Origin of the sequence: Caballeronia sp. LZ032 (assembly GCF_031451315.1) — a bacterium.
Classification (GTDB): Bacteria; Pseudomonadota; Gammaproteobacteria; order Burkholderiales; family Burkholderiaceae; genus Caballeronia.
In genome coordinates this window covers 1,076,418-1,090,222 of record NZ_JARUXP010000003.1, presented here as the reverse complement: position 1 = coordinate 1,090,222, position 13,805 = coordinate 1,076,418, and the positions used below count along the sequence as shown (strand labels likewise).

Here is a 13,805-nt window from a genome sequence, read left to right as displayed (position 1 = left end):
AGCGGCTATCAGGAGGAGATGAAATGTCAGAGCACAGTCACCCGGATGCATGCCGGATCGGCGTCGCGTTCATTGAAGGGCAATTGACCATGCTGCATGCTTATGCCGCGTTGTTGTCGGACTGGATCGAGCGCGGTGCGCCGCCGCCCGACTTCAGCAAGGCGGCTCTGTTGACGGCACGCCGGCGTTCGCATCCCGAGGCTCATACGCATAGCGAGGCCGGCACGCCGATGAAAGCGCCGCCGCCTGACGAAGATCTTGCATGGCCGTCATTTGATACCCCGGACCAGCGCATTGCATTCGCGCTGATCGTGCCGTGCACGAATGCGCTGCTCGCGGTCGCCGAGTATTTCGATGTGCATCGGCTGTCGGCGTCGCGCGCGCCTGAGGTGCAGTTCCTGATGCGGGTGCGCGACGCGGCCGTGAACGGCAATACCTTCGCCATCGCCGACACATACATGCCGCACGCCGCTTATGCCGGCCTGATCGTCGATGCCACGCTCGACGGCACGCTGCTCTTCAGCGATGGCGTCAAGCCCGGTTTCATGGAGTTCGGCGATACGGTGGGTCTGCTGCGTTACCTGACGAAGCTGCTGAAGAGCATGCAGAGCGCGATCAGTTCGGGCGATGCGGGCTGAACTTCGGCGCGCAGCACGTTTGCGTCATTTCCTTCAAGATGGCGTTGAAGGTGTTCAACGTTCAAGCCGCGTGCGCGCACTTGCATGACCGCACCCTGACCGCGCCGCGCGCATCCCATGGAGAAGCGCAATGTCCGCATCGTCAAGCGATACCCCTGTCTGGTTCATCACCGGCTGCTCGACCGGCTTCGGCCGTGAACTGGCCGCCGCGGTCATCGAGAAAGGCTGGCGCGCGGTGGTCGCGGCGCGCAACCCCGACAGCGTCGCGGATCTCGTCGCGCGTGCCGCGGACCGCGCCATCGCGGTGCGCCTGGACGTCACGCGTGCAGATGAAATCCAGTCCGCCGTCGCGCAGGCGCATGAAGCCTTCGGCAGGATCGACGTGCTCGTCAATAACGCCGGCTTCGGCTATCTCGCGGCGGTGGAAGAAGGCGAGGATGACGAAGTGCGCGCCATGTTCGAAGCGAACTTCTTCGGCGCGGCGGCGATGATCCGCGCCGTGCTGCCGCGCATGCGCGAGCGGCGCTCGGGACACATCGTCAATATCACGTCGGTGGGCGGGCTGGTCGGCAATCCGGGCAGCGGCTATTACGCGGCGACCAAGTTCGCGCTCGAAGGTCTCGGCGAGGCCTTGGCACGCGAGACCGAGACGCTCGGCATCAAGGTGACGGCGGTCGAGCCTGGTCCGTTCCGTACGGACTGGGCGGGTCGCTCGCTGAAGCAGACGCGTCATTCCATCGACGACTACGCCGAAGGCGCGGGCACGCGGCGCGCGGCGATCGCGGAACGCAGCGGCAGGCAGCCGGGCGATCCGGCGCGCGCCGCGCAGGTAATCATCGAGGCGGTGACCGCGGCCGAGCCGCCGGGACATCTGGTGCTCGGCGGTCCGGGTCTCGAACTGGTGCGCGGCAAGCTTGCCCGCCTCACGGCCGAGATCGACACGTGGCACGAACGCAGCGCCTGGACCGACAACCCGAGCTGAAGCACCCGTAGATGAACCCGCACGAAGCTCATGCCCATGTCCGCGCGCTGATCGCCGCCGACGCCGCCGTGCTGCACGTCGCACCGCCGCGCGTGTGCTTCGTGACGCGCGGCGGCGGGCCGTGCTACGAGGCGCTGTTCAACCGCATCGAGATCGACGCCGCCACGCTCGCCTTGCCCGAGCCGCTGCTGAATGTGGTGATCGCGCATGAAGTCGGTCATGCGACGCAGCGCAGGACCATGCTCTTCGACCTCGCGCGGGCCATGCTGCTCACGGCGGCATTGCTGTCGGTGCCGTGCGTGTTGTTCGCGGCCTCGCCCGAGGAAGAGCTGTGGCGCGTGAGTGCGCCGGGCATCGGCGTGGTGCTGGCGTTGTTTGCGTCGCGGAGAATCTGGCGCACGCATGCCGCGAGACGCTGCACGGCCCTCGAACTCGATGCCGACGCCAAAGCGGCCTCGATCCACGGCGCATCGCTGGCGTTGCAGGCGCTGGAAGTGATGGCGACGCGCGGCCGTATCGACACCGCGCGGCTCGATGCCATGCGCGCCCGGCTCAGGTCGAACGATTGAAACCGGCAGAAACGAAAAAGCACGCACGTCCTGATGCGGACGTGCGTGCTTCCATGACAAAAAGGAAGCTTTACTGTGCCGGCGCGGCGGGCGGCGTCGACGACTTCTTGTGGTGCTTATGCTTTTGTCCCTTCTTGTGATACGCGGGACGCGGCTTGTTGTCCGGGTAATCCGCAGCAGCGTAAGTCAGAGTAGGCGCCGCAAAAGCCGCCAGCACCAGGAGCACGAGGGACTTCTTCAAAGACGTTTTCATCGGAGACTCGCTTTTTAGGAGATGGCCTGAACCTGCATGCAACGCATGTCCCGCCGCGTTGCGTTCCGAAAAATACAAGACCACAAGCACTACCGCAACCATGAAATCCGGCGCTCATGCGACCGCGCGGCGCCTGGAGATGGCCGCGCGCTCAGGCAACAGTATATTGCACAAAAAAATGCAATCATCCAGTAGGTATCCATAAGCTCTTGAAGCGACAAAACTTTTGTCGGTTCGCACTGCTGGCCTGAGGGTCATCAAGCTGCCGGTGGTCCGCGACAACTGTCATGTTCTGCATCTACTATCGTGCCTGCTCTCAACTCAGGGACGATCCAGTGAAAGAAGACGATATCCGCCGAAACGCTTTCGCCATGCCGGTGCATAACCCGGCGTATCCGCGTCCGCCGTTCCGCTTCCTCAATCGCGAGTACTTCATCATCTCGTACGAGACGGAGCTCGATGCCTTGCGCGCCGTGGTGCCGGAGCCGCTCGAAGTCGACAGTGCCCTCGTGCATTACGAATTCATTCGCATGCCGGATTCATCCGGTTTCGGCGACTACACCGAGAGCGGCCAGGTGATCTCGGTGATCGATCCGGACGGCGCCAAGGCCAGCTACACCCATGCAATGTATCTCGACGATGAAGGCCCGATCGCGGGCGGCCGCGAGATCTGGGGCTTTCCGAAGAAGCTGGCGTCGCCGCGTCTTTCGGTGGATGGCAAGGACACGCTGCTCGGCACGCTCGACTACGGCACGCAGCGCATTGCCACAGGCACGATGGGCTACAAGTATCGTCCGCTCGATCCCGAAACCGAACGCAAGAAGCTCGCCGACACGCCCAACTATCTGCTGAAAGTGCTGCCGCACGTCGACGGCACGGCGCGCGTGTGCGAACTGGTGCGTTTCTTCCTGCGCGACGTCAGCGTGCTCGGCGCATGGGAAGGCCCGGCCGCGCTCGAACTCAACGCGCACGCGCTCGCGCCGGTCGCGGATCTGCCGGTGCGCAAGGTGGTCGGCGCGCGGCACGTGATCGCGAACCTGACGCTGGACATCGGCGAAGTCGCCTACGACTATCTCGCCCCCGGCGAACTGAAGCTCGCGGTCAATCAATAACTCTCATCGATTAAGGAGCAGGCACATGGCACTGCAAGGAAAAGTCGCGCTCGTCACGGGCGCTGCAAGCGGCATCGGCGAACAGACGGCACGCAAGCTCGCCGCTGACGGCGCGGCTGTCGTCATCGCCGACCTGAACCTCGCGAACGCGCAGAAGGTGGCGGACAGCATCGTCGCGGAAGGCGGCAAGGCGATCGCGGTCTCCATGGACGTCACCGGTGAGGAAGCGGTGAACGCGGGCATCGAAGACACGGTGGCCAAGCTTGGCGGCATCGACGTGCTGGTGTCGAACGCGGGTATCCAGATCGTCGCGCCCATCGAGGAGTACGCGTACTCGGACTGGAAGAAGATGCTCGCCATTCACCTCGACGGCGCGTTCCTCACGACCAAGGCCGCCATCAAGCACATGTACGCGTCGGGCAAGGGCGGCTCGATCATTTACATGGGTTCGGTGCACTCGCATGAAGCGTCGAAGCTGAAGTCCGCCTATGTCACGGCGAAGCACGGCCTGCTGGGTCTGGCGCGCGTCGTCGCGAAGGAAGGCGGCCCGCGCGGCGTGCGCGCCAACGTGGTGTGCCCCGGATTCGTGCGCACGCCGCTCGTCGAGAAGCAGATTCCCGAACAGGCGAAGGCGCTCGGCATCTCCGAGGAAGAAGTCGTGAAGAACGTCATGCTGAAGGAAACCGTCGATGGCGAGTTCACCACCGTCGCCGATGTCGCGAACACGGTCGCGTTCCTCGCAGGCTTCGAATCGAACGCGCTGACGGGGCAGTCGGTGGTCGTGAGTCACGGCTGGTTCATGCAATAAAAACGAGCACAACGACAAGGAGAATCCATGCGCCGCAGTCAACGCAACTCACTCACGCAGGCGAACCACGTCGCGCTGCCGGACTACGACGAGGTCTGTCTCGTGCTGCAAGGCGGCGGCGCGCTGGGTTCCTACCAGGCGGGCGTATTCGAAGGGCTGGCCGAGGTGGGCGTCGAGCCGAGCTGGACCTCGGGCATTTCCATCGGCGCGCTGAATACGGCGATCGTCGCGGGCAATGCGCCTGAACACCGCGTGGCGGCGCTGCGCGGCTTCTGGAACACCATCTGCCAGCCGGCGGACCTGATCGGGCACGTGGGCGCGTTCGTGCCCGCCGCGTTCGGCTTCGCGAACATGGGCCGGACGTTTTCGAGCATGTGGGCGGCGGCGCGTGCGCTGACCGAGGGCCAGCGCGGCATCTTCTCGCCGCGCGTGCAGGTGCCGGCGCTCTTTCCGGACGCGCAGGCGAAGCTCCCGAGCAATGTCAGCTATTACGACACCTCGGCATTGCGCGCGACGCTGCTGAAGTTCGCCGACTTCGACCGCATCAACGACGGCAACATGCGCGTGTCAGTGGGCGCGGTGAATGTGCGCACGGGCAATCTCGTGTACTTCGACAACACCAAAATGCGTCTTGCGCCCGAGCACTTCATGGCCTCGGGCGCGTTGCCGCCGGGTTTTCCGGCGGTGGAGATAGACGGCGAGTTCTACTGGGACGGCGGGCTGGTCTCGAACACGCCGTTGACGGAGATCATCCGCGAGAGCCAGCACAAGGACACGCTGGTGTTCCAGGTGGATCTGTGGAGCGCGCGCGGCACCTTGCCGGGCGATTTCCTCGACGTGAGCGAGCGCACCAAGGACATCCAGTATTCGAGCCGCACCCGCGCCATTACCGATTTCGTCTCGCACAATCAGAAGCACGCGCGGCTCATCAAGGAATTGCTCGAACACGTGCCGGAGAAGGTGCGGCGTTCGCATCCGCTGCTGCGCGAGGCGCAGAAGGTCGCGGACGGCGGCGCCGTAAACATCGTGCATCTGATCTACAAGAACAAGTTCTTCGAAGGCCACTACAAGGACTACGAGTTCAGCAACGACACGATGGACGAGCACTGGGCGAGCGGACTCGAAGATATCCGGCGGTCGTTCGGCCATCCGGAATGGTTCGAGATTCCGAGTCACGACCTGGGTTTCGTCACGCACGACGTGCATCGCTTCGAGGCCGCGCCGCAAGCCGTGGCCGAGTTGCCGAAAGCGGTGTCGAAGCCGCTGGAAGACGACGTTCCGGCCGACGCCTGAACCACGAGAAAGTGCGCCTCAGCCCGCCGCCATGCGCGCGGCGGTCTCCTTCAGCTGTGCGACGAACTGATTGACGATCACCGATCTCGGCCTGCCCGGCGCGAACAGGAACCGCGGCTCCACGGGCACCGCCGGCGAAAAGCGTCGCGAGACGAGATCGGGGAACGAGCGGCCCATCAGCGCGAACGGATCGACCAGCGCGACGGCATTGGCCTCCCGCACCAGCGCGCACAGCACCGGCGTGCTGTTCGAGACGAACGCGCTCGAAAAACTCCTGCCTTGCGCGCGAAACGCCTCGCGCAGCCGCCAGCCGGTCAGCGTGTCCTCGCCGAAGGTGGCGAGCATTTCGGCGTCCAGCAGACGCGGCGTCACGGTCTTGCGATCCGCCAGCGGATGCCCGGCGCGCATCACGCAGCGCAGCTCCGCGCTGCAAAACTCTTCCACTTCGAGCGTGCCTGACGGCGCGGCCACATCGAGAATGCCGAAGTCCGCCTGATTGTTGTTCACGTATTCGACGACATGCCGCGTGGGCAGCGCGCGGATATCGAATTCGACAGACGGATGCGTCTCGCGAAACTCGCCGACCGCCCGCGCGACGATGGTGGTGGCGAGCATGGACACGGTGGATACGCGAATGGAGCCGCGCTGTCCTTGCTGGATCTCGCGCGCCGTTTCCGCAATCGACTGCACGCTGCCGAACAGCCGTTCGATCTCCGGCAGGATGGCCTCGGCCTCGGGCGTGCAGACCAGCCGGCCTTTCACGCGCAGAAAGAGCGTGAGCCCGATCTCTTCTTCAAGCATGCGCAGCGTCTTGGTCACGGCGGGCTGCGACACATACAGCAGCCGCGCGGCCGCCGACACGCTGCCGGCCTTCACGACCGCACGGAAGATCTCGAGATGACGCACTTTGAGCATGGCGGGCACCGGGAAAAGGTATAACTTTTCGGCAGGAACAAGCTTAGCAGAATGTATTGGTTTTCATACTTTTGAAACCGTACACTGATTTCAGTCGCATGAACGCATGAGCCAATCGAACTGACATTCAAGGAGCCTTGCTGTGAGCATTCCCGACGCAACGGTGTGGCGCGCACGCGCCGAGTCACTCCGGCCCGAGGGGCGGGCGTTCATCGACGGGCAATACGTGTCCGCGCTCTCCGGCAAGACCTTCGCCACCGTGAATCCGGCCACGGGCAGGGTTATCGCGGAGATTGCCGAGTGCGGCAGCGAGGACGTGGACGTGGCGGTCGCCAGCGCGCGGCGCGCGTTCGAAACGGGCGTCTGGTCGCGCCGCGCGCCTGCCGAGCGCAAGGCCGTGATGCTGCGCTTCGCGCAATTGATGATGGAGCATCGCGAGGAACTGGCGCTGCTCGAATCGCTCGATGTCGGCAAGCCCATCGCGAACGCCTATAACGGCGACATCGTCAGTTCGGCGACCTGCATCCAGTGGTACGGCGAGGCCATCGACAAGCTCTATGGCGAAACCGCGCCCGCCGCCCCCGACATGACCACGATGATCGTGCGCGAGCCGCTCGGCGTGGTGGCGGCGGTCGTGCCGTGGAACTATCCGCTGTCCATGGCGAGCTGGAAGCTCGGCCCGGCGCTGGCTGCGGGCAATTCGGTGATCCTGAAGCCCGCCGAGCAGTCGCCGCTGAGCGCCATCCGCATTGCCGCGCTCGCGGCGGAAGCGGGTTTGCCGCCCGGCGTGCTCAACGTGCTGCCGGGCTACGGCGAGACGGCGGGGCGTGCGCTCGGCCTGCACATGGACGTCGATGCCGTCGGCTTCACCGGCTCCACGGCTGTGGGCAAGCTGTTCATGCAGTATTCCGGACAGTCGAACATCAAGCGCGTGGGCCTCGAATGCGGCGGCAAGAGCCCGCATATCGTGCTCGACGACTGTCCCGACCTCGACGCCGCCGCGCGCGCCGTCGCGGCGGGCATCTTCGCCAACAGCGGACAGGTGTGCAATGCGGGCTCGCGTCTGATCGTCCACGCCGCCGTGCGCGATGAACTGCTGGAGAAGGTCGCGGCCATCGCGCGCGATCTCGTGCCCGGCGATCCGCTCGATCCCGCCACGAAGATGGGCGCGATCGTGAGCCAGGTGCAGCACGAGTCGGTGATGTCGTATATCGACGCCGGCCGGGCCGATGGCGCGCAGGTCATCGCGGGCGGCCGCGCGGCGCGGGCGGAATCGGGCGGCTTCTTCATCGAGCCGACCGTCTTCGACCAGGTCAGCAACACCATGCGGATCGCGCGCGAGGAGATCTTCGGGCCGGTGCTGGCGGCGATCACCGTCGAGTCGCCGGAGGAAGCCGTGCGCATCGCCAACGACACCATCTACGGCCTAGCCGCCGCCGTCTGGACCTCGAACATCACGCGCGCGCAGCAGGTGTCGCGTCAGCTGAAGGCGGGCGTGGTGTGGGTCAACTGCTTCGACCGCGGCACGATGTCGTCGCCGTTCGGCGGCTTCAAGCAATCCGGCTTCGGCCGCGACAAGTCGATGCACGCCTTCGACAAATACATGGACTGGAAGGCCATCTGGATCGCCGGATAAAGCATCGCCCCGACCCGACCACTCTGGGAGACCGACATGAAAGCGCAAGTCCCGCAGCAACCCGAAGCCGAAGCCGACGCCCCGGCGCCCGCGCGCCGCGTATTCCTGCAACAGGCGGGCGCGCTCGCCGGGGCCGCGCTGCTCGGCGCGCCGGCCATCGTGCGCGCGCAGTCGAAGAGCATCGCCGTGACCTGCTGGGGCGGCGCCTACGAAGCCGCGATTCGCGGCGCGTTCGCCGAGCCGTTCACGAAGGAGACCGGCATCGCCGTGACGCTCGTCAACAGCGCGGACCTCGCGCGCATGAAGGTGCAGGTTGAGTCGAAGAACGTCTCATGGGACGTGTTCGACAGCATCGGGCCGCAGATCGTCACCGGCTCGCGCCAGGGCATGTGGGAAAAGCTCGATCCGGCGATCGTCAAGACCGATGGCCTCATCACGAAGACCGGGGCGGATTTCGTCGGCACGTATTCGTATGCGGGCGGCATCGGCTTCGATCCGAAGCGCAGCGGCAAGCCGCCGACCACCTACGCCGAGTTCTGGGACGTGAAGAGCTATCCGGGGCGGCGCGGTTTGCGTCCGCGCGTCAGCGAGAATCTGGAGATGGCCCTGCTCGCCGATGGCGTCGCGCCCGACAAGCTCTATCCGCTCGACGTCGAACGCGCCTTCAAGGCGATGGACCGCATCAAGCCGGCGGTGCGCAAGTGGATCGAGACCACGCCGGAAACCGTGACGCTCATAGCCAGCAATGAACTGGACTTCACCTACACCTATCTGAGCCGCGTGCTGCCGGCCCAGCGCGCGGGCACGTCCATCCAGATGTCGATGAAGCAAACCCTCAACAGCCTCGAATATCTTGCGGTGCCGAAGTACGGCAAGAACACGCAGGCCGCGATGCAGTACGTGGCGTTCTGTTTGCGTCCGGACCGGCAGGCGGCGTTCTGCGAGTTGGTGGAATTTGCGCCTAACACGGCCGCCGCGATGCCGCTGGTCTCGGCCGCCGCGAAGGCGCGCATGCCGGACATGCACGATGCGAACAGCATCGTCATCAACGACCAGTGGTGGGGCGATCACTACGATGCGCTGCAGAACCGCTTCACCACCTGGATGCTGACCTGAGCCCCCGGCGCGCGCGATGAACTACTCGCTGAACCTGAAGTCCGTCATCGTCATGCTGCTGCCGCTCTACGGGCTGCTCGCGGTGTTCTTTCTCTGGCCGCTCGGTCTGGTGGGCTGGTCGAGCATCTGGGAGAACGGCTTCACCCTGCGCGGCTATGCGCAGGTGCTGAGCAATCCGCTGATTCATCGCGTGCTCGGCAATACGCTCGTCATCAGCGTGACCGCGACGGTGGCGAGTCTCGTGCTCGGCTATATCGTCGCGCTGCATCTGGCGCGGCTGCCCGCGTCGAAGCGCACGCCGTATCTCGTGATGGTGATGCTGCCGTTCTGGACCAGCATCCTCGTCAAGAGCTATGCGTTCACGGTGGTGCTGGGCAGCGCGGGAATCATCGCAAAGCTGGCGGGATGGATCAGCGGCGACGCCTGGCATCCGGATCTGATGTTCAACCGTACGGGCGTGGTGATCGGCATGAGCAACTATCTGCTGCCCTTCATGGTGCTGCCCATCCTGACGAGCCTCACCGCGCAGAACCGCAACCTCAAGTTCGCGGCGGAGATGATGGGCGCGGGCCAGTGGCTGATCTTCGCGCGCATCACGCTGCCGCTCTCGATGCCCGGCGTGATCGCCGGCGTGCTGATGTGCCTGACGCTCTCGATGGGCATGTACATCACGCCCGCACTGCTCGGCGGACCGCGCGACATGATGCTCGCCAACCTGATCGACTTCTACACGCGGCAGACGCTCGACTGGACGCTCGCCGCGTCCATCGCGATGATGCTGCTCGTGCTGTCCGGCGTGCTGATCGCGCTGCTCGGACGCGTGCAGCGCGGCCAGGAGGCTTTCGCATGACGTCCACCGCCGCCCGTGTCAGCAAGGACTTTGCGGTGCCGGAACCGCGCCGCCGTGATTTTCGCGGCATGTGGCGCGTGCTCGGCGCGCTCGGCGGCTGGTGCGGCTATCTGTTCCTGCTGCTGCCGAGTCTCGTGGTCGTGCCGGTGTCGTTCGGCGGCGGCAACGAACTGAGCTTTCCGCCGAAGACCTTCTCGCTGGAACTGTTCCACCGCTTCCTGACCGATCCCGCGTGGTGGGGCTCGGCGCTCACGAGCGTGATGGTCGCGCTGCTGGCCTCGGCGATTTCCGTGGCAGTGGGCGTGCCGGGCGCGTATGCGCTGGCGCGCGGACGTTTCCCCGGCCGCCGCGTGCTGGAAACCTTCGCGATCACGCCGATGCTGATTCCCGTCGTGGTCCTGGGCCTCGGCATCTACAAGCAGTTTTCCATGCTGGCGCTGGTCAACACGGTGTGGGGCATCGCGCTGGCGCATGCGGTGCTGGTGGTGCCGTTCGTCGTGATCGCGGTGGGGTCGGGGCTCAAGCACGCGGACCCGGCGCTCGAAGCGGTCGCCATGCTGATGGGCGCGAGCCGCGTGCGCATCTTCTTCCAGGTGGTGTTGCCGCAGATCCGTGCGTCGGTGGCCGTGAGCGTGCTGTTCGCGTTCCTGCTGTCCTTCGATGAAGTCGTGGTCGCGTACTTCATCTCCGGCCCGCAGACGACCACCTTGCCGGTCAAGATGTACAGCGCGATCCGCTGGGAAGTGTCGCCGGTGCTGGCGGCGGTATCGACGCTGCTGACGCTTGTCTCGCTCGCCGTGTGTCTCGGCATCATGGCCCTGCAACGGCGCGACGCGCCCGCCGAATAATTTCTCTGACAACCATCATGGCGAACCAGTACGACGCGGTGATCATCGGTGCGGGCCACAACGGCCTGGTCTGCGGCGCTTATCTCGCGCGCAAGGGCTTCAAGGTGTGCCTGCTGGAGCGTCGCGGGCTGGCGGGGGGCGCGGCGGTCAGCGAGGCCGTGTGGCCGGGGTATCGCGTGTCGGTGGCGTCGTACACGATGGCGCTGCTGCAACCGCGCATCATCGAGGAACTGGAACTGGCGAAGCATGGCTACGAGATCATCGTGCCGCCGCCGATGACACACCTGTACGACGACGGGCGCAGCCTGATCGTGCGCGCGGAAGGTCCGCGTCTGTTCGAGGACATTGCGCGCTTCAGCGCGAAGGACGCCGACGCCTACAGCAAGTATCGCGCGCACATGACGAAGCTCGGCAAGCTGGTGGCGGACATGCTGTGGGAAATCCCGCCCGATCCCGCCGATGGCGCGCTCGCCGCACGAAGCCGTCTGCTCGGCTTTGCGTGGCGCTTCCGGGACATGGGCGAGCGCTTCTACGACCTCTACGACGTGCTGACGCTTTCCGCGCGCGACTACCTCGCGCGCTGGTTCGAATCCGACGAGATGATCACTGCGATGGGCTTCTACGCCTCCTGCGGCGGCGCGGCCACGAGCATCTGCTCGCCGGGATCGGCGTATGTGCTGCTGCGCGGTTTCATCCGCGATCACACGACGCCCGCCGGTCCTGCCGGTTTCGTGCGCGGCGGCATGGGGTCGATTTCGGAGGCGATTGCCGCGTCGGGCAAGGCGCACGGCATGGAAGTGCGCTGCGATGCGCCGGTGGCCTCGGTCGAAGTGAAGGGCGAGCGCGCGACCGGCGTGCGGCTTGCATCGGGCGAACTGATCGAGGCGGGCTGCGTGATCTCGAATGTCGCGACCAAGGTGCTGTTCCAGCAACTGGTCGGCGCGGAGCATGTGCCGGCGGAATTCCGCACGCGCGTCGCACAGATCCGCGACCGTTCCACGGCGTTCAAGGTCAATCTCGCGCTGAATCGCCTGCCCGTCTTCAAGGACTTCGACGCACGCGCGGCCGGCTTCGATTACCCGGCGCAGGTGCGCATCGGGCCGTCGGTCGAGTATCTCGAACGCGCGTGGGACGCCGCCAAGTATGGCGAGATCGCGCCGCATCCGCCGCTCGTCGTGATGAGTCCGAGCGTGGTGGATCCGGGTGTCGCGCCCGAGGGCAAGCATCTGATGAGCATCTTCGGCCAGCACGCGCCCTATGCGTTGCGCGAAGGATCGTGGGACACGCAGCGCGAGCGGCTGGTCGAGATCGTGCTGGATACGCTGGCGCAGTACGCGCCTGACATTCGCGAATGCATCGACGCGGCACAGGTGCTGTCGCCCGTCGATCTCGAACGGATCTTTGCGCTGCCGGGCGGCCACGTGCATCACGGCGAACTCAGCGCCGACCAGATCTTCTTCCGACGCCCGGTGCGCGGCGCGGCGGACTATCGGACGCCGGTCAAAGGGCTTTACCAATGCGGCGCGTCGGTGCATCCCGGCGGCGGCGTGACGGGGGTGCCGGGGCACAACGCGGCGCAGGTCGTGATGCGCTGCGAGCGGCATTGAGCGGCAACGAAGCAACGAACAGCGGATTCCGACGATGAACATGATCGAACTGAAGCAGGTCTCGCGGCGCTACGGCGACGTGCAGGCGCTCGCGCCGCTGGACTTCAGCGTGAAGCAGGGCGAATTCGTCACGCTGCTCGGGCCGAGCGGCTCGGGCAAGACGACGCTGCTCAATCTGATCGCGGGCATGGTGAAGCCTTCGTCGGGGCAGATCTTCGTGCGCGGCGTCGACATCACGAACGCGCCGCCGAGCGCGCGCGGCCTCGGCATGGTGTTCCAGAACTATGCGCTGATGCCGCACATGACCGTGTTCGACAACATCGCGTTTCCGCTGCGCGTGCGCAAAGTGCCGAAGGACGAGATCCGCCGCCGTGTGCACGAGGTGCTCGACATGGTGCGCCTGCCGGACCTGGCCGCGCGCAAGCCGAAGGAACTCTCGGGCGGGCAGCAGCAGCGCGTGTCGCTGGCGCGCTGCATCGTCTATAACCCGGCGCTGATCCTGCTCGACGAACCGCTCGGCGCACTCGACAAGAAGCTGCGCGAACAGATGCAGTTCGAGATTCGCCGGCTGCATGCGCGGCTCGGCATCACGATGCTGAACGTGACGCACGATCAGGACGAGGCGCTCTCGATGTCCGACCGCATCGTGCTGATGAACGAAGGACGCGTCGAGCAGATCGCGACGCCCGACGAGCTGTATCGCGCGCCACGGACGGCGTTCGCGGCGAGCTTCATTGGCACGGCGAACCTGATTGCGGGCACGGTGCAGGAGAGCGGCGGCGAGCACATCGTGGTGTCGACCGCGCTCGGCATGCTGCGCGCGGCGCGCGGGGGGAACGGCGTGTCGCGCGGCGCGGCGGTCAAGTTGCTGGTGCGTCCGGAGAGCGTGCGGATGATGCCGGCCGCATCCGGCGAAGAGGCGCAACGGGAGCCGCGCCACGCCGGCACGCTCGAAGATTCGATCACGCTCGGCAGCGTGGTGCGCCATCACGTGCGCCTGCCGGGCGACATGCAGATCGTCGTGCAGCAGCAGGGCGGCAGGCACGGCGCGGCTCATGCGCGGGGCGCGCCGGTGATGCTCGACTGGGCGCCGGAGGATTGTCAGGTGATCGCGCAGGACTAGCGTCAGCCGGGGCCAGACCCGCGGCGTGCAGTGCGCCGCGCTACGAGGATGGGTT

At 65.7% G+C, this 13,805-nt stretch carries 14 protein-coding genes; 12 read left to right on the top strand and 2 right to left on the bottom strand.

The window, feature by feature from the left end:
- The first annotated feature begins 23 nt into the window (after positions 1 to 23).
- The 3 genes from QCE69_RS26390 (at position 24) to QCE69_RS26380 (ending at position 2,189) form a co-directional block, all read left to right on the top strand.
- A complete protein-coding gene (locus QCE69_RS26390) occupies positions 24 to 638 on the top strand; it encodes a hypothetical protein (RefSeq protein ID WP_309933833.1) in 615 nt (204 codons plus the stop codon).
- A 130-nt stretch (positions 639 to 768) separates the two neighbouring features.
- Positions 769 to 1,620, top strand: a complete 852-nt coding sequence (locus tag QCE69_RS26385) for an oxidoreductase (protein ID WP_309933832.1) — start codon at positions 769 to 771, stop codon at positions 1,618 to 1,620.
- An 11-nt stretch (positions 1,621 to 1,631) separates the two neighbouring features.
- Positions 1,632 to 2,189: a hypothetical protein gene (locus QCE69_RS26380; RefSeq protein WP_309933831.1), complete on the top strand. Its 558-nt coding sequence runs from the start codon at positions 1,632 to 1,634 to the stop codon at positions 2,187 to 2,189.
- Positions 2,190 to 2,259: 70 nt separating this feature from the next.
- Here QCE69_RS26380 and QCE69_RS26375 read toward each other — a convergent pair whose 3' ends face one another.
- Entirely contained in the window at positions 2,260 to 2,442 is a 183-nt protein-coding gene (locus QCE69_RS26375) for a hypothetical protein (RefSeq protein ID WP_309817394.1), read from the bottom strand.
- Positions 2,443 to 2,777: 335 nt separating this feature from the next.
- Here QCE69_RS26375 and QCE69_RS26370 point away from each other — a divergent pair, with 335 nt between their 5' ends.
- The 3 genes from QCE69_RS26370 to QCE69_RS26360 are packed head-to-tail and all read left to right on the top strand — an operon-like array spanning position 2,778 to position 5,655.
- Entirely contained in the window at positions 2,778 to 3,554 is a 777-nt protein-coding gene (locus tag QCE69_RS26370) for an acetoacetate decarboxylase (protein ID WP_309933830.1), read from the top strand.
- Positions 3,555 to 3,579: 25 nt separating this feature from the next.
- On the top strand, positions 3,580 to 4,362 hold the full coding sequence (locus QCE69_RS26365; RefSeq protein ID WP_309933828.1) for a 3-hydroxybutyrate dehydrogenase: 783 nt from the start codon (positions 3,580 to 3,582) through the stop codon (positions 4,360 to 4,362).
- Between the two features lie 27 nt (positions 4,363 to 4,389).
- Positions 4,390 to 5,655 (top strand): patatin-like phospholipase family protein, encoded by a 1,266-nt coding sequence (locus QCE69_RS26360; RefSeq protein WP_309933826.1) that lies wholly within the window; start codon positions 4,390 to 4,392, stop codon positions 5,653 to 5,655.
- A gap of 18 nt (positions 5,656 to 5,673) precedes the next feature.
- Here QCE69_RS26360 and QCE69_RS26355 read toward each other — a convergent pair whose 3' ends face one another.
- Positions 5,674 to 6,570, bottom strand: a complete 897-nt coding sequence (locus QCE69_RS26355; RefSeq protein WP_309924683.1) for a LysR substrate-binding domain-containing protein — start codon at positions 6,568 to 6,570, stop codon at positions 5,674 to 5,676.
- 142 nt (positions 6,571 to 6,712) lie between these two features.
- Between QCE69_RS26355 and QCE69_RS26350 the strand changes: the two genes are divergently transcribed.
- From QCE69_RS26350 to QCE69_RS26325, 6 genes are read left to right on the top strand one after another with little or no spacing between them, the layout of a single operon-like run.
- A complete protein-coding gene (locus QCE69_RS26350; protein WP_309924674.1) occupies positions 6,713 to 8,206 on the top strand; it encodes an aldehyde dehydrogenase in 1,494 nt (497 codons plus the stop codon).
- Between the two features lie 36 nt (positions 8,207 to 8,242).
- Entirely contained in the window at positions 8,243 to 9,322 is a 1,080-nt protein-coding gene (locus tag QCE69_RS26345) for an ABC transporter substrate-binding protein (protein WP_309933824.1), read from the top strand.
- A 16-nt stretch (positions 9,323 to 9,338) separates the two neighbouring features.
- The gene (locus QCE69_RS26340) at positions 9,339 to 10,172 is read left to right on the top strand and encodes an ABC transporter permease (protein ID WP_309924655.1); all 834 of its coding nucleotides are present in this window, start codon (positions 9,339 to 9,341) and stop codon (positions 10,170 to 10,172) included.
- Positions 10,169 to 11,020: an ABC transporter permease gene (locus QCE69_RS26335; protein ID WP_309924644.1), complete on the top strand. Its 852-nt coding sequence runs from the start codon at positions 10,169 to 10,171 to the stop codon at positions 11,018 to 11,020. The genes QCE69_RS26340 and QCE69_RS26335 overlap by 4 nt, the downstream gene beginning before the upstream one ends.
- Before the next feature lie 17 nt (positions 11,021 to 11,037).
- On the top strand, positions 11,038 to 12,627 hold the full coding sequence (locus QCE69_RS26330) for an NAD(P)/FAD-dependent oxidoreductase (protein WP_309933822.1): 1,590 nt from the start codon (positions 11,038 to 11,040) through the stop codon (positions 12,625 to 12,627).
- A 34-nt stretch (positions 12,628 to 12,661) separates the two neighbouring features.
- Positions 12,662 to 13,750, top strand: coding sequence for an ABC transporter ATP-binding protein (locus QCE69_RS26325; RefSeq protein ID WP_309924623.1), 1,089 nt, complete (start codon positions 12,662 to 12,664; stop codon positions 13,748 to 13,750).
- The last annotated feature ends 55 nt before the right edge of the window (positions 13,751 to 13,805 follow it).

What these genes read in the sequence shown, in the direction of transcription:
- QCE69_RS26390 (WP_309933833.1), top strand. Translation starts at nt 24, where the DNA reads ATGTCAGAGCACAGTCACCCGGATGCATGCCGGATCGGCGTCGCGTTC.
- QCE69_RS26385 (WP_309933832.1), top strand. Translation starts at nt 769, where the DNA reads ATGTCCGCATCGTCAAGCGATACCCCTGTCTGGTTCATCACCGGCTGC.
- QCE69_RS26380 (WP_309933831.1), top strand. Translation starts at nt 1,632, where the DNA reads ATGAACCCGCACGAAGCTCATGCCCATGTCCGCGCGCTGATCGCCGCC.
- QCE69_RS26375 (WP_309817394.1), bottom strand. Translation starts at nt 2,442, where the DNA reads ATGAAAACGTCTTTGAAGAAGTCCCTCGTGCTCCTGGTGCTGGCGGCT.
- QCE69_RS26365 (WP_309933828.1), top strand. Translation starts at nt 3,580, where the DNA reads ATGGCACTGCAAGGAAAAGTCGCGCTCGTCACGGGCGCTGCAAGCGGC.
- QCE69_RS26360 (WP_309933826.1), top strand. Translation starts at nt 4,390, where the DNA reads ATGCGCCGCAGTCAACGCAACTCACTCACGCAGGCGAACCACGTCGCG.
- QCE69_RS26355 (WP_309924683.1), bottom strand. Translation starts at nt 6,570, where the DNA reads ATGCTCAAAGTGCGTCATCTCGAGATCTTCCGTGCGGTCGTGAAGGCC.
- QCE69_RS26345 (WP_309933824.1), top strand. Translation starts at nt 8,243, where the DNA reads ATGAAAGCGCAAGTCCCGCAGCAACCCGAAGCCGAAGCCGACGCCCCG.
- QCE69_RS26340 (WP_309924655.1), top strand. Translation starts at nt 9,339, where the DNA reads ATGAACTACTCGCTGAACCTGAAGTCCGTCATCGTCATGCTGCTGCCG.
- QCE69_RS26335 (WP_309924644.1), top strand. Translation starts at nt 10,169, where the DNA reads ATGACGTCCACCGCCGCCCGTGTCAGCAAGGACTTTGCGGTGCCGGAA.
- QCE69_RS26330 (WP_309933822.1), top strand. Translation starts at nt 11,038, where the DNA reads ATGGCGAACCAGTACGACGCGGTGATCATCGGTGCGGGCCACAACGGC.
- QCE69_RS26325 (WP_309924623.1), top strand. Translation starts at nt 12,662, where the DNA reads ATGAACATGATCGAACTGAAGCAGGTCTCGCGGCGCTACGGCGACGTG.